This window comes from Streptomyces griseus, from assembly GCF_900460065.1.
In the GTDB taxonomy this organism is placed as follows: Bacteria; Actinomycetota; Actinomycetes; order Streptomycetales; family Streptomycetaceae; genus Streptomyces; species Streptomyces griseus.
Window position 1 is genome coordinate 161821 of sequence record NZ_UAVD01000052.1, and the last position, 22338, is coordinate 184158.

Sequence of the window (22338 nt, forward strand, 5' to 3'; positions counted from 1 at the left end):
CATGCCCCGCCAGAGCGACACCCGCGTCCGTGCCCGCGACGAATTCGCCCGCCGGCTCGCCGACTACGGCTACCTCGGAGTCTCCCTCGACGACATCGCCAAAGCCGTCGACGTGAAGAAGGCCAGCCTCTACCACCACTTCCCCGGCGGAAAGCCCTCCCTGTTCATGGAGGTCGCCGACCACTACACCAAGGAGGCCTCCGCCCTCCTCCAGAACGCGCTCGCCACCCCCGGCACCCTGCGCGACAAGCTCCTCGCCCTCGCCGCCTCCTACGCCCAGGGCACCTACAATTCCGCGCTCAGCAACCAGATCTACTACGCCACCCGCCACCTCGAAGACGACCAGCGCGCCGCAATCTCCCACGCCTACGTGCGCGGCCTCATCGAGCCCGTCACCGACCTCATGGCCGAGGCGGTGGCCACGGGCGAGCTGCGGCAGGCCGACCCGGGATTCCTCGCCACCGCCTTCATGGAACTCGCCGCCACCGTCCACCCCACACAGGACGACCGCACTGCGTCCTCCGCCGACCGCCTGGCCCGGGATGTCGTCGACCTCTTCCTGCGAGGAGCCGGCCCAGGCACCCCCTGACCTGAACGCCCAGCTCTCAAGCGCCCGGCCAAGCCCTCTTCGAACTTACGGGTGCTTGGAGATCTGAGGTCGCCCGGGCGAAGTACGGTCGTCGCCCGACCGGTGACCCAGTGACGGCCGGCGGCTCGGTATGCGGGTCCACCACCCGAACCAGGTCGGCCCGACCAACCCCACCACCGGGCCACCGATAACGCCTCCTCTGTGCTGCTGTCCCATCTACCTGGCGACGCCACTCGCTACCCGGTGGGAAACCCGAACCCGATCCAGCGGCGGGGCGTACGTCCCCCGACGACCAACCTCAACCACGCGCCGGCCGGGCCGCGCGGCAAGGAGCACGAACAAGCGAGCCCCGCTGACCCCGGACGCCCCCGGACTCCGGTGTTCTGTAGCCCCTCCTCGGGCACGTCACTGAACACCACGATCCGCCACGCCGGGGGTACACCATGAGCGACCGGACCAGAATGCTTCTCATCGCCGCAGCCCTCCTGGCCGCGGCCGGAATCATCGCCTGGCTGACCTGGGGCACCCTGTGGCTTCTCGCATCCATGGCTCTTACCTTCAGCGCCGTTCCCCTGCTCGTCGGCGCGTTCTTCGACGGCGACGGCAACGACCCCGGCAGCAGCAACGGCGGAGTCGGACTCGGCCTCTGAACCCGGTCACACCGCGGCGTCGGACAACTTGGTTTCCGACGGCGGCGTTTGCCACCGACGCAGAGTTCTCCGGCGGGAAGCACTTCGGCCGCACGGTCGTCGCCATGGCCTCGCAAGCGGCCCCGCCGTCCATAACGGGCACCGCGCCGGCCGCCCAAGCACCCTCCGTACGGGGGCGACCCGTATGAGCGCCGCCCCCCTTCCCGAAGGCGACTGGATTCGGGGCATCATCAAGCAGCCCTGCAGCCGCGATCCCGACCGGCGCGAAGTCCATCGGGAACCGGCCCCGGCCCGTGGCCGCCGGGGGTGATCCTGCACTCGGGCCAGCTGATGAGCACGGTGGACGGCGTGGCGGTGCCGGTGCTCGGCCCCGCCACGCAGGGGTGCAGGCGCTACCGCTGGCTCGCCGCTACTCCGTCTCCATCGCCTCGGTCAGGCGGCGGCGGTTGCCGTCGGTGTCACTGTCCGAGTCCGTCCCGTAGTCGATCGTCGTCTTCGGTGAGCCGCCCGTGGTGGCGATGGTGATCTCGTGGTCCGCGTCGCACTCCCACTGGAGAGTGGCGTACGTGTTGCCGATCGCATCGTCCACACGGGAGACGAACCGTGTGGCGTTCTTCGCCGAGTAGCCGGCCATGCCGATGTTGGCGGCCCCGGAGATCCACAGAGGGCCGGGCCGCGCCTCCGTGCCGATGAACAGGTTCGCGTAGCAGGAGACACAGGGGCGCTTGGTCCCTGCCAGGCTGTCCGGGATGACCTTCTCCGGCTCGTCGCCGGTGAGGTGGTCGACGATCCGGCGCTCGGCGTGGTAGCCCTCGTCGCCGCCGGAGGCCACCGTCACCGGCTCGGCGAGCGCAGTGATGACGTTGGCGTACTTCTCGGTGACCGCCTCATCGGCGCTGTCGTTGGCGATGCGCTTGTCCGTCTTGTCGGAGTGACGCGCGAGCCTGCCCTCGGCGTCCCCGCGCAGGAGGTCGTCCGAGTCGGCCGGGTACTCCTTGAGTACCTTCTTCAGGAACGCGCTGCCGCTCAGGCCCCCCAGCTCGGAGGCGAGCAAGCTGTTGGCCGCCGTGGTGTTCCCGGCTATGTACAGCTTTTCTCCGTGGATCGCCGCCTGGATCTCAATCGGATTCTCGCCCTTCTCCGTGAGGTAGTTCTTCACCACGGTGGATACCCAGCGCATCGCCTGCTTGTCGGGCTCGCCGGCGTAGGACCGCGGGCCCATGGTGTTGTCCGGGCTCGCCTTGTAGGCGGCGTTGCTGGACTTGAAAGCGGCGGCCTGCTGCGCGTCCATCCCGCCGATCTTGTGGAGCGTCATCCGGGCCCAGACCTCCGGGCTTCCATCGGCGATCCACCCCTTGGCCTCGAACTGCGACTTGACGGCGCGCGCGAATTCCTTGTTCGCGCGGGCCTCCGGGGACGCCTTCTTCGCCTTCGGCATGCGCTGCACGACGGGTGCCGCGGCGGCGCGGCCCGGCGCGTCGGCAGGCCTCCTCTGGAGAACGGGGGCCGCCGAGGACATGACGCGGCTGGCGTTGGCCTCCGCCTCGCGTTCGAACCGGTCGGAGGGGTCGGAGACCTTAAGCCCCGACCCGTTGTCGGTGCCCGCGACGGGGCCCTGGCGCTGCTGGATGACGTGGGTCAGCTCGTGGGCGAGGGTGTGCTTGTCGGCGCCGCCGTCACCGATGACGATATGGCTGCCCGAGGTGTAGGCGCGGGCGCCGACCTCCGCGGCGGATGCCTTGGCGGCCCTGTCGTTGTGGATGCGTACGTCGGAGAAGTCCGCGCCGAGCCGGGACTCCATGTCGGTGCGGGTCGAGTCGTCGAGCGGGCGCCCCCCGGTGCGGAGCACGTCGTGCACGGCGGAGCGCCGCTGCACCTGCGGCGCGGCAGCGCGCTGCACCGCGGGGGTCTCCGCTTGTTGGTGGTCGCAGTCCGGACCGTGCTGGTGCCGCTCCTGCTCGGCTGTCTGCACGCCGGTGTGGCCCGCGCGGCGGAGCATCTGGACGACGGCTGCGTTGCCCACGCTGCCCTGGAGAGGTTGCAGGCCCGCTGGCTGTGCTCCGTCCGCGCCGGCCGGTACGGTCGCCGGAGTGCGGCCGGGCGTCCGGTCGGTCCTCTCGGACTCCGGTCGTCCGGCGTTGCCTTGAGCGCGCATGGGGTCTCTTTCCGCAGGTGAAACAGCTGTACCCCTGCCTACCGGATGCGACGGGGCCGGGTGAAGGGCCGTGAGGGCAGCGTCGAACGTCCGGGCGGGCAGCGGGTCGGGGTAAGAGGAGTGCCCGGGTCCGGGGCACCTCGCGGGGGTGCCGCAGCTGCAGGTGCCGGCGGCGCGCGTCGCTCTGGAAGAAGTCGGCCGCCGTCGGGTCGGGCGCGGTTTCGCCAGGTTCGTCAGCGAGACCGAGTCCGGCGGCTTCGATGGGCCACGCCCGATCGATGGGGTTCTGCGCTGCTCCTGAGGCCACCCTCCCAAGGGGGTGGCACAGGGATCTGGCATGCCTCGCGGTGAACGGCATATGAGTTCATCACGCATCAGAAAGCTGCGGTGCCCGCCTTGTCTCCGCTGTACACGCCTTCAAGGGGCGCCGCCGTTTCACGAGAACAGCACCCCCGACAGCGACGCCGGCAAGCGCTCGGCCCCGTGTCGGCGCACCAGCACCGGATCGGGTGCTCTATGAGGTTCTCCTGTAGAGCCCTGACGGCCATCTCGCCTCGCATTGCGGAAGCACCGCCGAGGTTCCGATGCTTCAGAGCAGTTTGCCGAGGATGCCGGAGAGCTGTCTGCGCTCCGCCGGGCTGAGGGCCTGGAAGGTTCCGTCAAGGAATTCCGGCACGGCCTCTTCGGCCTGGGCGAGGAGTTGTCGACCGGGGTCGGTGATGGTGACGGCGTATGCGCGCCGGTCTGCGGCATCTCGTTCGCGGCGTACGTGGCCTGCCTGTTCGAGACTGTCGCAGATGCCGACCATCACGCTGCGATCGATGCGCAGTTCGTCGCTCAGGACGCGCTGCGAGCTGGGACCGACTTCGGCGAGCATCTTCAGCACCAGGTGCTGGCCGACGCCGAGCCCGAGCGCACCGGCCCTGGCGTCCGCGGCCCGGGCGACCGCGGCTGAGGCTCGGCACAGGGCGATGTCCAAACGCTCGGCAGCGAGCCGGGGAAAGTAGGCGGCGCTCGTGTGGTTCGTGGTTGTGGACGGCATGTGGTGGCTCCCTCCTGGCCCCGCCACCGTACCAGTAATCATCTGACTCCAGATCGTTTGACGACAAACGATTGGAATCGTATGCTCGCCAACCATCTGCTGGCAGATCATTGGCGCTCTGGTGGAGGTCGCGCATGGACCATTCCGATTCCGACAGCCGCAAGCGGGTGGACGGCCGCAGTTCGTCACGTGAGTCGGGCGGGCCCCGAGTCGTCAGCCACCGAATCGATTTGCTCGTGCCCAGCTATCCCTCGCTGCACGACGCCCCCCCTCGCGTCCACCGTCCTGCGGGCCCGCGTCGGGCACCGAGGCTCAGGCCTCTTCCTGAGCCTCGCCCACACCACCACCACCAAAGGAGGCTCCTCATGCCCCTGGACCTGACCCCCGACCAACTGCTGAGCACCACCCGCGCAGTACGCAAACGCCTCGACCTCGAGCGCCCGGTGCCACGATCCCTGATCGAAGAGTGCGTCGATCTGGCCACACAGGCACCGACGGGGCGCAACCGCCAACGCTGGCACTTCATCGTCGTCACCGACCCCGACCGGCGCCGCCTCGTGGGGGACATCTTCCGCCGCGCGCTGACCACCGGAGGTGGGCAGCCTCCGACCGAGCGGGACCTGCCCCGCATGTTCGCCCACCCCGGCACCATGGAACGGATCTCGGACGGGCTGCGGCACCTGCACGACAACATCCACCGTGTACCCGCCTTCGTCATCCCGGCCATCGAAGGCCGCACGGAAGGCGCCTCCGTGCTCGACCAGTCCATGACCTGGGGGTCCATCCTCCCGGCCGTGTGGAGCTTCATGCTCGCCGCGCGCGCCCGGGGGTTGGGCACCGTGTGGACCACGGCACAGGGCCCGCTGGAAAAGGAACTCGCGGACGCACTCGAGGTGCCCTACGACGAGGTGATGCTCACCGCGTTCATCCCGTTGGCCTTCACCATCGGTACCGACTTCAAGCCGGCCCGCCGAGTTCCTCGGGAGCAGGTCCTGCACTGGGAGCAGTGGTAGCGCAGACACGAACGGTTCCGCCGGCTGGTCGCCGGACGGAACGTGGGACCGGATCCTGGCCCGCGTCCAGCAGCACTCCGACGGGCTCGGGGAGGTCGACCGGTCAATCGTGTGCGTCGACTCGACGATCGTGCGGGCCCACCAGCGCGCGGCCGGGGCTCGAAACGGGGGCTCTGGACCGGCGAGGCACTCGGCCGGTGCCGCGGCGGGCCGAGCACGAAAATCCATCTCTCCTGCGACGGGCAGGGCCGACCCCTCACGTTCACGATCACGGGCGGGGACGTCAACGAATCGGCTTTCACGTGCCCCTGGGCCATTCCTCGGCAAAAGCACTGCCGCTCACCTCCGCCGGGACAACGGGTCAGGCTGCATCCCCAGCAAGGCAGTCACCTGACCGCTCCGGGAACCTCCAGCACTCCGTCCATCACGCACAGGATCACCATGAGCGTCACGAGGTTCGAGAACAGGCTCGGGCGGTCCCGAGCGTCACGGCAACCGGCCGGTATGAGGGTGACGTGTCGCAGCTGCGGCGGTGTCGGCCGGTAGAGGGCCGACACCGCCGCAGGTCACGCCGGCCAGGTGCCCGTGACGCGCCGGGTCGCCTGCGCTCCCGAGCGCTCGACGGTAGCCTTGACCACGGCGAAGATCGCCCCCTGGATGGCGGCGGCGAGCAGGATCTGCCGCCACGGACGGTCCTCGTCGAGAGCGTCGGGAGCATCGCCCTCGCCTTCGACGACCTTCCAGGTCTGTTTGAACACGGCGCTCGCGATCATGCCGCTGAGTGCGCCGAGGACGAACCCCATCGGTTTGTAGGCGACCTTGGACGCTTTCACTTGTTGCGCCCCCGACCGCGGCGTATCAGCAGGAAGGCGATCAGCAGCGCACCGCCCGCGAGAAGCGGGGTGCGGTTGGCCCGGGCGGCCCTCCCGGCCCGGTCCGCCTTCTCCAGAAGTGGTTCGGGGGTACGGTCCATCACGAACTGTCCGGCCTGGGCCGCGCTCTCTCGCACCTGCGTAGCTGCCTGTGCCGTCTTCTCCTGCACGACGTCCGGCGTCCTGTTCTTGACGGTCTCCGCGGCATGCATGGTCTTCTCCCGGATCTGGGCAGTGGCCGCTGCGGCCTGCTCCTTCACCGCCGCGGTCTTCTCCGCGGCCTGTGCCTTGACGTCGGCCTTGCCCGCCAGTGCTTCGACGGTCTGACCGAGTTCGTCGCGCGTCCGCTCGACCTGCTCGCGCACTTCCTCGGGAGTGGGCGTACCCATCTTGTTCCGCGACTCGTCGTTCATCGGTGGACCCTCTCCTTGACCTCGGCCACATCGGCCTTGACGCTGTTGATGGTCTGCTCCGGCGCGGGGGTTCCGGCCCGGGCGACCTGTTTCTTCCCTGCAAGGGCGGCCATACCGGCCACTGCGGCCAGCACAACCGTGACGATGAGAGCTGCCGCCCACAGGGGCAGGGCCAGTGCGAGCGCGGCTATGCAGGTCGCCACAAGGGCCTGAGCCGCGAGGATGCCGACGATCCCCGCAGCACCGAACAGGCCACCGCCCTTACCGAATCGCTTGCCCTTCTCCGTCATCTCCGAACGTGCCAGCAGCATTTCCTCGCGGACCAGTTCCGAGATCTGCTGCGAGGCACGCGAGACGAGAACCCCCACCGGCTCCTCGCTGGTACTGGGAGTTTGCCGTCCTGCTGTACTCATGTTGAGGTCACCTGGCTTTCCCTATCGGAATCGGCACGTGAAAGCGGACCGCCGCACGGAACCTCTGAGTCCGAATCTGTGCGGCTGTCGCCCGGCTACCCGCCAGTCGCGTTCGTACCCGTCCCCCGACGAGATGGGCTCGCTTCTCCATGCGGCAGCGCTCCCCACCGCTCCAGGCTCCAAGGTCGCGGGGCTCTGCGTCACGTACGGCTCTCCTACTCGGGGCGCCAGTACCTGGTAGCCGAACCGCTACACCGTCCGAAGGCCGTCCCGGAGCAGATCCGGCATCCCGCTGTGCTGCCTGGGCACCCCACCGAATGCAGCCGAACCTGTGATGGTCCGGCGCAGGACTGGACTGGTCGGTTCCCGAGGACTGGTCGGTTCCCGAGGGCGCGCCAGTACCAGTACGGCCGCCGTCTACTCGTCGCGGCACCAAGGTGCTTCGGACTCCCCCATCCGGCGCGTCCGGCGTCACGGCCGACGTTCGTGCCCCGGCCGGCCGGACGAAAACGGCTGGTCGGGTGCGGGCACGGCAAGGCAGGATGCTTCGTATGACGCTGCCCACTCCCGAGCTCCACACGCCGCGCCTGCGCCTGCGGGCGTTCACCGACGCCGATGCGGCGCCGCTCTACGCTCTGCAGAGCGACCCCCACGTGCTGCGGTACTGGGACTCCCCACCGTGGACCGATCCGGCTCGCTCCCAGCGCTTCCTCGCGACCTGCCGGAGGATCGAGGAAGAAGGCTCGGGAGCGCGAGTTGCCGTGGAACGCGCCTCCGACGGTTCGTTTATCGGCTGGTGCGGGCTGACCAGTTGGAATCCGGACTTCCGCAGCGCCTCCCTGGGCTACGTCTTCGATGCCGACGTGTGGGGACACGGCTACGCCACAGAGAGCGCGGACGCCGTCCTGCGGTGGGCGTTCGACACTCTGGACCTGAACCGCGTCCAGGCCGAGACCGACACCCGCAACACGGCGTCCGCCCGAGTCCTGGAGAAGCTCGGCTTCGTCCGTGAAGGCACCCTCCGCGAGGACTGCGTCGTCAACGGCGACGTCTCCGACTCCTGGGTCTTCGGCCTCCTCCGGCGCGAGTGGCACCCGACGGCCAGCCGCCACGTCAGGTCATAGAAAGATATTGAGCAGCGGACTCCGGTCAGGCGACACGTCGTCAAAAGGTGTCCGGCGCTGAGTGGGGGTCCGCCCATGCACTGCTGCCCGTGTCGTCACGAGGCAGGCGGACTTCCGCATCATGCCCACGGGCATCGCGCGGAACTTCGTAGCGACCACGGCTTGGGTCGATATGTCCCACCGGTATGCCCCGAAGTGGCCATGCATGCCGTAGCAGCGCTGTGAGGCGCCGAGGACCGAGTGCCCGGTGATCTTTCGGTCCACGTCCAGGGCCGGGCTGGATCGTTCCGGCCGGCCCGGCGGTCGCCCTGATCGTTCCGACGGCCCGGCGTTCGCCGACACAGGTCCGCTCGACCAAGGGCCAGACACGCAGGCCGGATGGCGGAGGGGGCGGGCGACCTCAACCGGACATCTCGTCCAGGGCCTGTTAGTCCCCTCGTTCGCGCACCTCGCCCACCGCGCGGCGGACCGGGATTTGCAGCGCACTTGGCTCCTGGATCCGGGGCAGTTCGTCAACGCGACCAACCCCACCGAACCGGCCCGAGGGTGTGAGGGACGCCGTGTCGCGGAAGTACTCCGGGCGGGTATGGCGGCCCACCCGTCCGTGTTCGGCCCCGGCCGGTCTCCTCACAGAAGCCTTGGGGATAATCACGCGATGACGACACCTCAGCCCAACCGCCCCAGCACCGAACCGCTGCCGGTCATCGCGCCCGAGGGCGAGTTCGACATCGACGCCCTGCCTCCTCTGGAAGCACAGATCAATGCGGCCATAACCGGCTACGGCGGACTGGTCCTGGACGCGAGCCGCATCACGTTCGCGGACTCGATGTTCCTGAGACTCATCCTCACCACCCACGACCGCACCGACCTCCGCATCGCCGCCCTCTCCCCCACGGTCCAGCGCCTCTTCACCCTGGTGGGAGCCGACCAGGTCCTACGGATACACAGCACCGTCGACGCCGCCCACCACGGCTGACACCGGGCAGCCGGCCTCGGCGTGGTCGAACGGTCGGTCCGGCCACCACTCCTCGCCGGTGCAACCGCCGCACGCGGCCCACGCGCCGACGGGTTGAAGGAACAGGGCGACATCCCGGCGGCGCGCTCTCATGACCCCGGTCTCCCGAGCTCCTGGGGAAAGGCCGGGCAGCGTGGCACGGACGAGCGGGGCGCCATCCAGACGGACGCGGTTCCGACCGCCGGGGCAAGAACGGCCCCCACCGCATCGGTGGGGGCCGGGCGTCGGCGGGGACCACCGCCGCAAAGCCCCTGAAGAAAGCTGGCCGAGAGGTTCGAACAGTGCCCACGACGGGGTGATTGCCGGATGAGGCGTGCCGAGAATGCTCGAATCGAGATTTCGTTCTAGGCCCTGTCGTCGAACTGCCGCCTGCCCCGCGGGGCCGCCGAGCAGAACCCCGTGTATACGTGCCAGGCGTCCTGGTGGATGACATCAACCGTGTGGCCGGGGAGAGTACCAGTGGTGGCCCGGCCGGCTATGAGGGTGTTGGAAGCATCAAGGATGTCGCCTCCGGCACCATCTGGGAATGCGGGCTCCTCGGGTCCGTCGCAGATCCGGATCGCCCGGGCAGGGTGACGGTCGTGGGGGTCTTCGGCTGCGAACAGTCCGGGGGCAGCATGGCGCCCTGAGTCCCGTAGCCACTCTCACCACTCGGCAGAGTCCGTCACGCACCCTGGATTTCGCACGGGAGCAGTCACACACCGGATGGGCTGTGTGCTCGCCACTCCGGGGCCTGGTGCCGGTGGCAAGGGCCGCCACCGATACCAGGGGGCCGAGTCGTGAGCGACGGCACGACCACCGAACTGAGCGCTGGCCGCTCCCTGCCCGGCGGCCAGCAAACTGCGCCCGCTGGCCGAAGCAGTACCGCGGGGCTCGGTGAACCACCTCCCGACCGGCCCCGCCACCAGCGTCGCAAAGGCCCAGAACCGGGCCCGGTCGATCAGGGTCCTGTACCGCACGGCTTGCGCGCGGCACACCCGACAGGCCTGAACAGCGTCGGCCAACTCGGCCCTGGCACGCTCCGCCATGATCGGCCACAGCGCCTTGCACCCGGAGAAGCAGTCGCGCCACCCTGGGGAGAGTCGGCGTGGCGCTGCTCCGTCCAGAGGAACTGGCGCCGCCTCCCCTGGATGTCATCGAGCTGGCTTTCCTCCGGCCGGCGAAGGTCTGTGCGTCGTCATCTCAGGGCTGCGAATGCCCCTTCCACGGCCTGGCAGGTGGCTGACAGGTCGTCCTCGGACACGACTGCGGGAACGAACCAGCAGGCCATGGCGTAGGCGTTGGAGTGCACGCCACGTTTGAGGAGTTCGTGCCGGAAGGCGTCGTACCGGCCCGAGTCCGCGCTGAGCAGGTCGCGGTAGCCTCGGGTGGGAGCGCCGTCTGAGGAGAAGACCACCTGGAACATCGCACCGACGCCTTGAACCGCGCAGGGCACCCGGTTGTCGTGCGCGGCCCGGCGGACCGTCTCCATCAGGCGCTGTCCGGCTTCGTCGATGCGCTTGGTGACAGTGGTGTCGTTCAACTGCCGGAGCGTGACGAGTGCGGCTGTCGCGCACAGCGGGGAGGCGTTGTAAGTCCCGCCGTGCTTGACCTCGCCGCGGGCCAGCGGTTCCATCACGGCACGGCGGCCGGCGAAAGCAGCGATCGGCAACCCGCCGCCGAGCGCCTTGGAGAAGACCGCGATGTCCGGCAGGACGCCGAACAGGTTCTGGGCTCCACCTGGTCCTGTGCGGAACCCGGTGCACACCTCGTCGAAGATCAGCACCAGGTCGCGTGCTGTGCATTCCTCGCGGAGAAGATCCAGGTAGTCCGGGTCGGGCATCGTGCAGGCGTTGTTGGCGACGATCGGCTCGCAGATCACGGCGGCCAGGTTCGGGTGGCCGTCCAGGACGTCCCGCAGCGCCGTGGGATCGTTCCACGGACAGACCACCACGTCGTCGATGACGCCTGTTGGGATGCCGGGTGAGTGTGGGACAGGATGCGGTGTCGCGTAAGGGCCGGCCTGGGCTGCGGAGGGCCGGTTGGAGATGGCCAGGGTGTCACTCCAGCCGTGGTAGTGGCCCTCGAATTTGAGGATCGCGGAACGCCCGGTGTAACCGCGCGCCGCCCGTACCGCTCCCTGCACCGCCTCGCTGCCCGAGTTCGCGAACCGCACGAGTTCGGCGCAGGGCACCATCTGGCAGATGAGCTCCGCCAGTTCCACCTCGGGGACATTGCACGTGCCGAACATCGTCCCCGAGTGCAGTACCTGGGTGAGCGCTTCGGTCAGCAGCGGCGAGGCGTGTCCGAGTACGGCACTGCCGTACGAGATGAGGTAGTCGATGTACTCGTTGCCGTCGACGTCTGTGATCCGGGCCCCTGAACCGCTCGCCATGTAGAGGGGGTACGGGTGCGGTCCGGTGGAGGTGAGCCGGGAGGACGAGCTGATCCCGCCGGCCAGCGAGTGCTGTGCTCGCTCGAACCAGGAGCGGCTGCCGTCGGTGCCGCCCAGTGCCGGGATGAAGCCATTCATTGCTGCTCCTGTTTGGTCGGGGAGGCGCAGGGACACGCTCGGAGAGCTGGCCCACGTGGAGAGGAAGTGCACTTCATGGATGTACGGACTGCTGTGGTCACCGGGGCGGGCAGCGGGGTGGGGAGAGCCTGTTCGCTGGGTCTGCTCGCCGACGGCTGGACGGTCGTGCTGACCGGGCGGCGTGCTGCGGCGCTGGCGGAGACGGCCCGGCTCGCACCTGCCGCCGACCGCGAGCGGGTCGTGGCGGTGCGGGCGGACATCACCCAACCCGTCGAGGTCGACGCCTTGTTCGCCGAGGTGGCCGACCGGTTCGGCCGACTCGATCTGCTGTTCAACAACGCCGCCGACACCATGCCGTACACGCCCACGGAGGAGGTGAGTGCTGCGGACTGGCACAGAGTGATGGACTCCATCGCCACTGGCACCTTCCTCTGCTCCCAGGCCGCTTTCCGCATGATGATGCTCCAGTCGCCGCGGGGCGGCAGGATCATCAACAACGGAGCACCGTCCGCCCAGGCGCCACGCCCCGACTCGATCGCTTTCACCGCGGCCAAGCACGCTGTGGCCGGGCTGACCCGCTCGCTCTCGCTGGACGGCCGCCGCTACGACATCTCCTGTGGCCAGATCGACATCGGCAATGTCACACCGCAGGATCGGCCGCAGCCCGAGGTACGCCAGGCGGACGGCTCCTTCCGGGTCGAGCCGACGATGGACATGCGCCATGTCGTCGAGACCGTCCGCGCCATGGCCGCGCTACCGGCGGGGGTGAACATGCAGTCCGTCCTCCTCATGCCCAGTTCCATGCCCTTGGTCGGACGCGGCTAGCCCGGTGCGTCGGGCAGTCCCGCGAGGTAGGCCTCGACCCAGCGGCCCGGGGCCAGCATGCCGCTGCGGTGCCAAGCCAGCATCCGGTGCAGGCCGTCGAGATGGACCAGACCTTCCCGGACGGTCAGCGCCGCGTAGTCCCGGGTCGGCATTGCCCGGGTGCTCAGATACAACGGCCGGGCCGGGGCGTGGGTCTGGCGCGTCAGCTTGAGCGCGCAGAGCGGATTGGTCCGCGTGTACGTGGCGTCGAGCGCGGTGAGACGGATCGCCGCGGCGGCCACCGTGAGGCCGGTCGGCGGGATCAGTTCGACGTCGCCGCCTTCGCCCAGGTGCCACGGCAGCACGACATCGAGTACCTCGGGTCCCTCCAGTAGAACCCGGTGCCAGCGCCCGCAGAGGACGCGATGCGCGTCACGGATGTGCGCGGCGGCCTCGTCGTTCGAGTTGGCCTCGTCGCAGGGGTCGTAGGGATGTTCCCTGGTGAAGCGGCTCATGAGCACGTCGTAGCTGACGGCTTCCAGAATCTTCACGCCGACGGCCGTTGGGTGCGGGGGACGTACGGACTGAAGTGCCGTTCGGCGAAGAGTTCGGGCCACTGCGCCCTGGCCGGCTCCAGCGTGCGTCCCACGGCAAGCACGGACCGCCAGTACGGCTTGACAGGCGGCCACGGCGCCCCTGTTGTGCAGTACGAGGCGTCGACCATGTACCGGGGGGCTGCTTCGACCGGGCCTCGTGCGGCTCTGCGGGTGTGGAAGATCGCCGAGTGCAGGAGCACGGTGGAGCCGCGGGGCAGGTCGTCGATGGTCTCCTCCCCAGGCTGCCAGTCGGTGCCCAGAGCGCTCCGCTCGTCCTTCTCGGCGATCTGGTGGTGGGATCCGGGCAGCACGGCCAGCGACCCCATGCCGGGCCGGAGGCCTCCGAGGTAGTGCAGCGCGTGGATCATCGGAAGGGCTCGGTCCTGCTGGGGGTGCTGTTCGTAGTCGTGGTGCCAGCTCTTGCCGGCTCCGCCGGGCGGCCGGCGGTCGCTGTGCAGGTGATGGAAGACGAAAGAGGGCCCCAGCAGGTTCTCGTCCCGCAGGAGCTCCAGGAGCGGAGCGTAGACAGCGAGGTCCCCGTGAGCCGCCATCTGTAGTTCGAATTTCGGCGGAGCGGCGTCCTCCGCAAGGGAGCAGGCATCGATGGACAACTGTCTGAGGCCGGTGTCCACCCAGCGGTCCACTTCGGGTACGAGACGATCGACCAGGGAGGCGGGGAGGAATCCCGGCAGGACGAGGAATCCGAGTTCAGGGAAGTCCTTCACCCGCGTGTCGAAGTCCGTGCAACCGCTCATTCGAGATACCCCCGTCTGTGAGCAGAGAAGCCGTCAGGAATCCACTGTTCGTACGCGGAACGTTTCTGTCCCTCTCACCTGGGTTGCACGCGTTGACGCCTCACATTGGCCAGATGACCGATGGGTGGCCGGAACACATGTCCCCCGCCGGCAGCGCTGTCCCTGCCCGAAGGGGGCCACAGAATCACGAAGGGAGTGCGCCCGAGCAGACCGGCCACGCCGTCCGGGAACGCCCGATCAGCGAGGCACTCCCCCGGGCCTCCAGCCACGTCCCGCACCACCCTGCCTGCGAAGGCGGTGGAAAGGTGTCCTCGTACGTTTCGGGCAGGGCGCGGGCACGCCGGACGAATCGCGCTTCAGGAAGCGCATCCTTGCCCTTGCGGCGCGCGGCCCGTGCCTTGGTCGACCTGGAGCTGGACGTACATGTCGAAGGCTTCGCCGTTCGGGGTGTCCTCTGCCCATACCTTCACGGTGGTGATGCGGGTCCATGAGCTTCCCGATACTTCCGGCACGATGAGTGCGTCGCCGATCGCCACCGTGGTCTGCGGGCAGGAGACCGAGGGTGTGGTGACGAAGATCGTTGGGCCATCGCTGGTGGATGCGCCGGGCACGCGGATACGGATGTTGCCGTCTGGCGACGCCCAGGATCCCTCGTTGACGGTCAGCTCTGTTTCGTAGGTGCCGGGCTTGAACTGAGGCTGCGCGGCGGCTTCCGGGGCGTCCGCTACCGCTCCCGATGTTCCGCCGGTGGGACGGGGGTCCAGTGCGGTGGGCGTGACGGCTGTCGGGCCTCCGGCGGGTGCCTGGTTCCGGTCGTCGATGACGGTTACGGCTGCCCAGGCCGCCACAGCCACGGCCAGGGCACTGGCCGCACTCACCATCCGCACCGGAGACTGTCTCCCACGTGGAGCGTGAACCGGCGCCTCCCCTTCGCGCGCCCCCTGATCCGGATCGGCTGCCTCTCCGCTTCTGCCCGGAGCGAAGGAGGAGTGGCTCGCCACTGACCCGGCGGCAGCACCCTCAGTTTCCAGGCCGGGGGCGATACTGTCAGGGATCGGTGCCGTGTCGCTCTGCGTGGCGGTTGGGGTGCGGGCAGCGTCGGCCTGCTTCCAGCGGCGCAAACATTCCTCTGCCGCGGTGGGCCCGCCCAGGACCCGGGCGATCGGTTCCACCGTCGTCCAGCGCGGGAGGCGTTTGCCGTTGAGGGTCTCGGAGATCGTGCTGACGACCACACTCGCAGTCGGGTCGGTCATCCGGATCCGGCGGACGATCTCGGTGTAGCTGGGCTTCTTCGCTTCCCGGTGCAGGTGACGCAGCCAAGCGGCAAACTCTTCGACCGGGTCCACCGCCACCTCCTGCCCCCATCGCTGTTCGGCGTCGTTCGCCGTCCTTCGGCGCACCCCACCGAACGCTTCAGGGCTGCCTCAATGAGTGGCGTTATCCCGTTCCTACCGGAAAGCCGCCCTCATGATGTTGCTCATTGTGCCGCTCGCCGGCGTCGTGCTTGGCGTACTTGGTCCACTCCTGGCCACCGCCGTCGCGGTCCTGGCCCACGACCCCGCCCGGCGCGCCGACGCCCGTGAAGTCCTCTGTCTCCTGTTGACCCGCCCCAAGCTCAGGCGAAGCAGGCACGAGTACCCACCGCCGTCACCGGCCCCATGGACTCGTGACCACCCGGGACTGCCTCAGCGGCACGCAAAGTGACAAGGACTCCGAGGAGCGGTGTGCAGTCCACTGGGCCGGGAACGGGGAAACCATCCGCGGCGAATACCTCGGCTCCAAGACCCCACCGCGCCCAGCGGGCAGCTCCCCGGGGAGCGCGTCATCGAGGTCGGCCTTACCCAGTACGCGGCCTCTGCGGCCCGACCAGTCGCACCCGGGAAACTGCCGCCGTGGCAGGAGGCCGGGAGCGCTCTGCACAGCGGCAGCTCCGCCGCGTCGGACGGAACACGAGGACGCAGCACGGATGAAGAAAGCCCATCATTCTGCCCACCCTCAGTTGCAGGACCGGGCACGCAGGCCGGCCTGCCGCGGCGTCTCGACTTCGGTGGATCGGTTCAAGGGGGCCTTGACCTGGCTCACCAGCGTGCGGGGAGCACCGCGGGATCCGTCGCCGGCCGTCGCATCACCCTCCGGGACCGAGCAGCCGGGGAAACCTCCGGCGCCTGGTCGATCCGCTTCTGACGCTGCGGGGGGGTGTGGTCGACGTACGTCGTGTCGGGGGCCGGATCCGGTCGTTGATCGAGAGACCGGCATATGCCAGGCGGACCCGGTCCGTCGCACACACATGGAGTTGACGATGAACAGGGAAACGCGGAACACCGGTGCGCGGGCCATCGTGCTGGGGGCGGTCGCCGGGGCGGCACTGCTCCCCGCAGGGACGGCCGAGGCGAACGTCGTCGGCGTCGGGAACGCAGCGTTCGGCAACACGTGCGCGAACCAGGCCGATACACGCGCCGAGGGAGCCACCGTCGCCGGAAGCGGCCTGGGCAGCGGCAACCACGCCGGGCTGCCCCTGAACCTGGCACGCAACCACTGCGGCAACAGCGGCATCATCTGCACCGCCCTCTTCATGGCGCGGTACTGATGCGCCGCACGAACGGTCCGGCGCCGGTGACGGAGGGCCCGGGGCGATGATGGCAGCGGGCACGTCGACAACCGGCGTGCGGGTTGGTGACCGGGCAGTGGCCGAGTTCCTGGCCTTGGGCGGGCAGACGCTGCCGCTGCTGCGGAACTGGGCGGGCGAGGAACCCGGCAACGGTGTGGCGCGCGGCCTGCTCACCCTCGCGACGTCCGAGCGGATGGACGACAGGGTCCTCAAACAGCAGCTGGTGACCGCCCACCGTGACGCGCAAGCCTCGGGTGAGCGGGAGGCGAGTCTGGTATATGGGGTGTTCCTGCACACTCACCGGCAGTACCGGCTGACCGCCGACCATCTGATGGCGCACTTCGAGCGCTGGCCAACGGACGAGGTCGCGACACTGATACTGGATGCCTTCTCCGCCGCAGGGGACTCCGCATACCGCGTGCACGGAGATGCCCTGGTGGAGCAGCAGGCGACGCTCGCGGGGCCGGACAGCTGGGTGTGGGCGAGCTGTCTCGCCGCGGTCAGAGCCGAGCAGGGCCGGGTACGTGAAGCGCACCGACTCGCCGAACACGCACTGTCCCGCAACCCCCGCTCGGGAGTGGCCGTGCACGCCCTCGCCCACGTCGAGCACGAACTCGGCACGGGCCCGGCATCCACCAGGATGCTGGACCGGTGGTTGGCCCAGGACTCCCAGGCCGTGCAACTGGGGCACCTGAACTGGCACGCCGCTCTGCAGTCCATCGCCTGCGGAGACTTCGCCGACGCCCGGCACCGGGCCGATACGGCGTTGCGGCGTGAGGACGTGGGCATGCGGGCGGCGACGAACTGGCGTTTGATGCTGGTGGGCCAGGAGCCCGCCCGTCGCAGCGACCTGGATCACGTGCGGGAACTGCTGGCAGCGCCGGGCGGCATGGCCGAGGTCTTCCACACCTTCAACCTTGCCCTGGCCCTCGCGGTGGAAGCCGCGACCGAGGACCTGGAGACGCTGGCCGGCCGGGCTGCCGCCGATCCGCGCCCCGCTTACCGCGAAGTCCTGGCCCCCGTCGTGGGGGCGCTGGCCCACATAACAGTCGGCCACCCACGTGCCGCGGCCGAAGGCCTTGCCGCTCTCGGTGAGAAAGCCGAACAGATCGGCGGAGTCCGCGTGGAGCGGGAGATCGTCCAGGACACACTCGCCCGCGCTCTCATCGACGCCGGCGACCCCGCCCGCGCAGCCGCACTGCTCCGGCACCGCACCACCACCCGTGACCACCACACCTACGAGAACCTGCTCCTGGCCCCACGCTGACCCTCAGGACGTGCGACTCACTCCGGCGAAACCGCGGGCCTCCAGGGCCACACCCGCGGACGCGGAAGTTCACCGCTGGGCTGTCTCCGTACTGGGCCGGGCAGCTCAGAAACCGCCGGAAGGAGAGTGAAGGACCGCAGGGGAAACCGTCGGAATCGGCGGGAACAGGGCCATGAACACCAAAACGCCGGCGTGGCGGCTCCTTGAAGAGACAGCGGACGAGGACCGCAATTCCGTCTGCGGCGAGCACTACAGGGCCGACTACAGCGAACACGACCTCAACATGGAGCAGGCGTCAGTAGATCTTGCACAGGCCGTGCGCTGCTTCGGGAGGCCCGCGAGGCCTTCGCCGAGAGCTGGTTCACCTACGAGACCGCCGGCGCACTCCGACTACTGGGCGCGCCCCCGGTTGCCAAGCTGTGCATCCCCAGCACCCGTCCGCTGCGATCATGTCGGGGCCCGGTCTTCCGCTCGTGGTGCGTTGGCACCATGCAGCTGCGCTCCAGCAGGACTGGCCTGTGTCCGTACCCCGATGCAGGCCCGCGGTTCATCAACGAGCCGGGGCATCGCGGCACTCCTCGCACCCGGTGCAGGGCAGAGGAGGCGCCCCCGGTCAGGCGTCGACGTACGGCGCGGACCACCGAGGCCGCGGGTTCCGAACTCCTCAGCCCACCCCGGCGGTCATCTGCGGCAACTGATGAGCCTGCGACGGGGCGCACGGAGGTACACCCGGCGCACTATCACCCGGAGCGTGCGCTTCCTGTGTGACGTTCCGCACGCGGATGACGGGAACTGACACTGCGTTCCCGACGCACCATCACGAGCTTCTGCAGTTCCGGGAGTTGCGGTGCCGCCCGAGAACGGATGGAGCTCCTATGCGACCGCTCAGAATGGCACGGGGTGTCACATCTCCGTCTGATAGTCGGCGGCTTGAGGGGAAACGGCATCCGTTGCGCTCCGGTAAAGTCACCTCACCTCTTACCTCACGGGCCTACGCAGTCGCGTGGACACCCGCGCGGAGTCCTCGATAAGCGGCGGGCTTCACGCGGATCTACGAAATCCGTAGCTCCGCCAAGGAAGTGAGGTGAAGGTCCCTGTGACTGAGCTGGATGAGTCGGAGGGGCACTGCCAGTGTTGCAGCAGGCGGGAGCAGCCCGAACGGGGCTCCCGATGGCTGGGGACTCTGATCCGCGTGATCTACGAGGTCGCGCTGAACTGGCCCTGGTAGCGGACAGCCCCGACCTGAGGGCCGGGGCCTGACCGACCCAACAAGGTCGGCCGCACTGCACACGGGGTGCAAGGGAGAGCTCCACCAGGCTGCTTCGCGGGCGTCAGGTGGGGCTTTCTCTCTGTCCGAATGCGGTTATGAGCGCACACATCAAGCCGACTGACCGCTTTGTGATGCCCGTCACATTGATGTTGCGCGATGCCCCCACTATGCCTTGATTGGCCCGACCGTTCCAGCGGCATCACCAAGCCGAACACCCCGCATAAATGCACTACGGCAGCGAAAGATGCTGGTAGTTCCCCTTTTCCACCCCGCATGGAGTGATGGAAGTCACATGCCGCCAAGGGTGAATCACCGCACGTACGGCCGGAACCAAATACACCGTTTTGCCAGAGATTCACACACGCACAAGCGGCGATCCACGCCATCCCGAGGTGGGCCGCCGAACGATACACGCTCCCTCCGGCAAGCGGCAGCGATGCTCCGACCCCAAGGGAGTGAATTACTCAGAGTCATTACATAACTACCTCGCACGCCGCTGACCAGTGGGGACGGGAGGCAGGCCGCCTGCCCGCGCGTCATCACAGTCGCTGCCGCTGCCGCGGGAGGCATTCCAGCGAGTGGTGATCCACTCGCCGACGTCGGCGGTGAGGCGCGGATGGTCTTTGTTCTGGAGGAGTCGAGGCGCCAACTCCGCTGCGGTCTGAGGGTCTCGCCGCGGGGGTGGCGTCAGACCGAGTGAGCGTTGCGGATGCCGTGGAGTGTCTCTGTGCGTGCCACCCCGGCGCCGACGAGTTGCCGGGTGGTCTCCGTTTCGAGGACGCCAGGGACGCGGTGCTGGGTGGCAGCCCAGTACCTTCGGCTCGTCCCTGACACTCGCCGCTACCGCACAACCGCTGCTTCCAGATACTCCTCGATTCGGGCCCTGAACCGAGAGGCTGAGGCCTTTCACGTAAATGACCTCTGGCGGGCAGGAACGTGGGAGGTGATGGTCGTGCCGACGGAAGCTTTGGCCTCTGCCCCCTCCTGTGCCTCGCAGACATGCCGGTTGCCGGGGTACTGGGCGACCCACCAGGACGACGTGGAGGTCAGCGTCGATGACGATCTGATGTTGGCGGAGTACCGACAGTTCTTGGAGCGCTCCGCGATGGTGTGGCAGCGCGTGGGCACGAGCATCCCGTCCACGATCAGTACGGGGCCCCGGCCGACGCGGTCAGGGCCTGTTCCTTCCCCCCGTACACTCGGCCCATGGGATGCAGCGCCGAGCCGAGTAAGTGCCCGCACCGGGCCTGCTCCGCGCTGCCCCCGGCCGACGCCCCCGCGGCTGTGCCCCCGGCGCCCGCCGACGCGGCGCCCGGAACGGGCCGTACCGCACTGCACGGCCACGGCTAGCGACCGTCCCACCCGTTCCCGGCAGCGGCATCCGGCGTTCCAGCCCCCGGCGTGACCTACCGCGCCGCAGCACCCACACCGACACCACCTCTCCGGCGCGCCGGGCGCCGGAGCCCCCGTCGCCTCCGGCGCCCGCCGCAGGCGAGCGTTTCACGATCGGCTCCACAGCACCACGCGGCCCACGGCGCACCCGCCCGTGCCGCTTCCCGGCTACGGCGCACCACCCGGCCGATGCCGCACTCGAAGGGATCACCGTGAAGCTGAGCGACCTCATCGCGGGACAGGACCACCATGCGCTGCGGGGCACCCCCGACCGCACGAACGTCACCGCCGGCGTGACGATCGACGCGGACCGGGTCACCCCCGGCTCCGTCTTCGCCGCTGTGCCCGGCCATGCCGCCGGCGGCCCGCACGCAGTCGCCCCCGCCGTCGCGCGCGGCGCGGTCGCGGTGCTCGTCGACGAACAGGCGCCTACCCTGCCCGCGGCAATGGGCGACGTGTGCGTCCTACGCGTCCCTGATGTCCGCAAGGCCGCCGCGGTGGTGGCCTCGCGCTACTTCGGCGAACCGGGCCGGGCGATGGATCTGATCGCCATCACCGGCACCAACGGAAAGACATCCGTCTCGTACATGACCGAGTCGGTGCTGCGGCTCGCCGAGCGGGCCCGGGTCGGAGTGATCGGCACTGCGGGCAGCCGGATCGGGGACGAGGTCATCCCGATGCCGCCATCGGTGCTCAGCACTCCGGAATCGCCCGATCTCCAGTACCTGTTGGGGCACATGCGTGACCGGGCGTGCGGAAGCGTCGTCCTGGAGGCCACGTCGATGGGGCTGCTGACGCACCGCCTGGACCGGACGTTCATCGACGTCGGCGTCTTCACCAACCTGACCCAGGACCACCTCGACGACCACGGCACCATGGAGAACTACCGGGACGCCAAACTCCGCCTCTTCCAGGGCCTTTGCCGACGCGCCGTGGTCAACGCCGACGACCCGGTGGGTGCCGGGATCCGGAAGCTGATGCCCGGCGCGGTGACCACATACGCGCTGGACGGCGACGCGGACTACCGCGCGAGCGACCTCGCCGTCGATGCCTCGGGTTCCCGTTTCACGCTGCACCACGACGGCCGCAAGTATCCGGCGGCCATCCCGTCGCCGGGCCGGTTCTCCGTCTCGAACGCGCTGGCCACGGTGGCCGCGTGCCACCTCTTGGGCCATGGTCTGGCCGGGCTGGTGGACGCCCTGGAGCGGATGCCGCAGATCCCCGGCCGCTTCGAGCGCCTCCAGATCCCCGGGGGTACCTCGGTGATCGTGGACTACGCTCACTCGCCGGACTCCCTCAACAAGGTCCTCACCACCATCCGGGGCTTCGCCCGGGGCCGGGTCATCACCGTGTTCGGCTGTGGCGGCGACCGCGACACCACCAAGCGCGCCGATATGGGCGCGATCGCGGGCACCCACTCCGACCTGTGCGTTCTCACCTCCGACAACCCCCGTTACGAGGACCCCGAGGGCATTCTCGACCAGATCGCGAAGGGCATCGTGTCGACCGGGACGCCGTTCGAGCGGCTGACCGACCGCCGCTCGGCCATCGCCGCCGCACTGGGGGAGGCGGGGCCGGACGACGTCGTGCTCATCGCGGGCAAGGGCAGCGAACCTCACCAGAGCGTCCGGGGCGAGCTGCTCCCCTTCAGCGACATGGCCACCGTGCGTGAGCTGATCGGCGCCTAGGCCAGTGGGAGCGCGGGTCACGGTCAATGCGTGCGCTGGCGGCACGCGTGCGGGGACCCTGGTCCGGCCACGCCCCACGCCGGTTCCCGTCCGGCCCGCCGCCGCGCACTCGCCACCGGCGTAAGGACCGGCAGCAAGCGTTCGACAGCCGGTGTCCGCT

Annotated in this window: 19 protein-coding genes and 2 pseudogenes; 11 read left to right on the forward strand and 10 right to left on the reverse strand. The window is 69.1% G+C overall.

The window, feature by feature from the left end; genetic code table 11:
- The first annotated feature begins 1 nt into the window (after window position 1).
- Both DTB53_RS32800 and DTB53_RS32805 read left to right on the forward strand, forming a co-directional pair.
- Entirely contained in the window at window positions 2-589 is a 588-nt protein-coding gene (locus DTB53_RS32800; protein ID WP_003964033.1) for a TetR/AcrR family transcriptional regulator, read from the forward strand.
- Between the two features lie 443 nt (window positions 590-1032).
- Window positions 1033-1239, forward strand: a complete 207-nt coding sequence (locus DTB53_RS32805) for a hypothetical protein (protein WP_003964034.1) — start codon at window positions 1033-1035, stop codon at window positions 1237-1239.
- Window positions 1240-1648: 409 nt separating this feature from the next.
- Here DTB53_RS32805 and DTB53_RS32810 read toward each other — a convergent pair whose 3' ends face one another.
- The gene (locus DTB53_RS32810; RefSeq protein WP_012377574.1) at window positions 1649-3394 is read right to left on the reverse strand and encodes an eCIS core domain-containing protein; all 1746 of its coding nucleotides are present in this window, start codon (window positions 3392-3394) and stop codon (window positions 1649-1651) included.
- Between the two features lie 589 nt (window positions 3395-3983).
- Window positions 3984-4436, reverse strand: coding sequence for a MarR family winged helix-turn-helix transcriptional regulator (locus DTB53_RS32815; RefSeq protein ID WP_042495286.1), 453 nt, complete (start codon window positions 4434-4436; stop codon window positions 3984-3986).
- A gap of 365 nt (window positions 4437-4801) precedes the next feature.
- On the opposite strand from DTB53_RS32815, the gene DTB53_RS32820 reads away from it, so the two are divergent.
- The gene (locus tag DTB53_RS32820; RefSeq protein WP_012377576.1) at window positions 4802-5449 is read left to right on the forward strand and encodes a nitroreductase family protein; all 648 of its coding nucleotides are present in this window, start codon (window positions 4802-4804) and stop codon (window positions 5447-5449) included.
- A 6-nt stretch (window positions 5450-5455) separates the two neighbouring features.
- Window positions 5456-5740: pseudogene (locus tag DTB53_RS38065) on the forward strand (transposase family protein); the annotation flags it as partial.
- Between the two features lie 275 nt (window positions 5741-6015).
- Here the strand turns inward: DTB53_RS38065 and DTB53_RS32830 are convergent.
- The 3 genes from DTB53_RS32830 to DTB53_RS32840 are packed head-to-tail and all read right to left on the reverse strand — an operon-like array spanning window position 6016 to window position 7147.
- Complete coding sequence (locus DTB53_RS32830) at window positions 6016-6282, reverse strand: DUF4235 domain-containing protein (protein ID WP_003964039.1); 267 nt, start codon at window positions 6280-6282, stop codon at window positions 6016-6018.
- The gene (locus DTB53_RS32835) at window positions 6279-6734 is read right to left on the reverse strand and encodes a DUF3618 domain-containing protein (protein ID WP_012377578.1); all 456 of its coding nucleotides are present in this window, start codon (window positions 6732-6734) and stop codon (window positions 6279-6281) included. The genes DTB53_RS32830 and DTB53_RS32835 overlap by 4 nt, the downstream gene beginning before the upstream one ends.
- Entirely contained in the window at window positions 6731-7147 is a 417-nt protein-coding gene (locus DTB53_RS32840; protein WP_012377579.1) for a phage holin family protein, read from the reverse strand. The genes DTB53_RS32835 and DTB53_RS32840 overlap by 4 nt, the downstream gene beginning before the upstream one ends.
- A gap of 551 nt (window positions 7148-7698) precedes the next feature.
- On the opposite strand from DTB53_RS32840, the gene DTB53_RS32845 reads away from it, so the two are divergent.
- The gene (locus DTB53_RS32845) at window positions 7699-8271 is read left to right on the forward strand and encodes a GNAT family N-acetyltransferase (protein ID WP_042495288.1); all 573 of its coding nucleotides are present in this window, start codon (window positions 7699-7701) and stop codon (window positions 8269-8271) included.
- A 655-nt stretch (window positions 8272-8926) separates the two neighbouring features.
- Complete coding sequence (locus DTB53_RS32850) at window positions 8927-9247, forward strand: STAS domain-containing protein (RefSeq protein WP_042495298.1); 321 nt, start codon at window positions 8927-8929, stop codon at window positions 9245-9247.
- 1216 nt (window positions 9248-10463) lie between these two features.
- Here the strand turns inward: DTB53_RS32850 and DTB53_RS32855 are convergent.
- Window positions 10464-11798 (reverse strand): aspartate aminotransferase family protein, encoded by a 1335-nt coding sequence (locus DTB53_RS32855; protein WP_012377584.1) that lies wholly within the window; start codon window positions 11796-11798, stop codon window positions 10464-10466.
- A gap of 75 nt (window positions 11799-11873) precedes the next feature.
- On the opposite strand from DTB53_RS32855, the gene DTB53_RS32860 reads away from it, so the two are divergent.
- Window positions 11874-12623, forward strand: coding sequence for an SDR family oxidoreductase (locus DTB53_RS32860; protein WP_003964045.1), 750 nt, complete (start codon window positions 11874-11876; stop codon window positions 12621-12623).
- On the opposite strand, the gene DTB53_RS32865 is transcribed toward DTB53_RS32860, so the two are convergent.
- From DTB53_RS32865 to DTB53_RS32875, 3 genes are all read right to left on the reverse strand, one after another.
- Window positions 12620-13153: a DUF6309 family protein gene (locus DTB53_RS32865; RefSeq protein ID WP_003964046.1), complete on the reverse strand. Its 534-nt coding sequence runs from the start codon at window positions 13151-13153 to the stop codon at window positions 12620-12622. The genes DTB53_RS32860 and DTB53_RS32865 overlap by 4 nt on opposite strands.
- Entirely contained in the window at window positions 13150-13953 is an 804-nt protein-coding gene (locus DTB53_RS32870) for a phytanoyl-CoA dioxygenase family protein (protein WP_012377585.1), read from the reverse strand. Before DTB53_RS32870 ends, DTB53_RS32865 begins: the two co-directional genes overlap by 4 nt.
- A gap of 356 nt (window positions 13954-14309) precedes the next feature.
- Window positions 14310-15299 (reverse strand): helix-turn-helix domain-containing protein, encoded by a 990-nt coding sequence (locus DTB53_RS32875; RefSeq protein WP_106431662.1) that lies wholly within the window; start codon window positions 15297-15299, stop codon window positions 14310-14312.
- Between the two features lie 953 nt (window positions 15300-16252).
- On the opposite strand from DTB53_RS32875, the gene DTB53_RS37045 reads away from it, so the two are divergent.
- From DTB53_RS37045 to DTB53_RS37735, 3 genes are all read left to right on the forward strand, one after another.
- Window positions 16253-16540, forward strand: coding sequence for a chaplin family protein (locus DTB53_RS37045; protein ID WP_003964049.1), 288 nt, complete (start codon window positions 16253-16255; stop codon window positions 16538-16540).
- Window positions 16541-16637: 97 nt separating this feature from the next.
- A complete protein-coding gene (locus DTB53_RS32885) occupies window positions 16638-17828 on the forward strand; it encodes a tetratricopeptide repeat protein (protein WP_236586239.1) in 1191 nt (396 codons plus the stop codon).
- A 1096-nt stretch (window positions 17829-18924) separates the two neighbouring features.
- A complete protein-coding gene (locus DTB53_RS37735) occupies window positions 18925-19056 on the forward strand; it encodes a hypothetical protein (RefSeq protein WP_256090749.1) in 132 nt (43 codons plus the stop codon).
- 984 nt (window positions 19057-20040) lie between these two features.
- Here the strand turns inward: DTB53_RS37735 and DTB53_RS37740 are convergent.
- A pseudogene (locus DTB53_RS37740) lies at window positions 20041-20253 on the reverse strand (IS5/IS1182 family transposase); the annotation flags it as partial.
- Between the two features lie 449 nt (window positions 20254-20702).
- Here DTB53_RS37740 and DTB53_RS32895 point away from each other — a divergent pair.
- The gene (locus tag DTB53_RS32895; RefSeq protein ID WP_012377591.1) at window positions 20703-22178 is read left to right on the forward strand and encodes a UDP-N-acetylmuramoyl-L-alanyl-D-glutamate--2,6-diaminopimelate ligase; all 1476 of its coding nucleotides are present in this window, start codon (window positions 20703-20705) and stop codon (window positions 22176-22178) included.
- Window positions 22179-22338 lie beyond the last annotated feature (160 nt).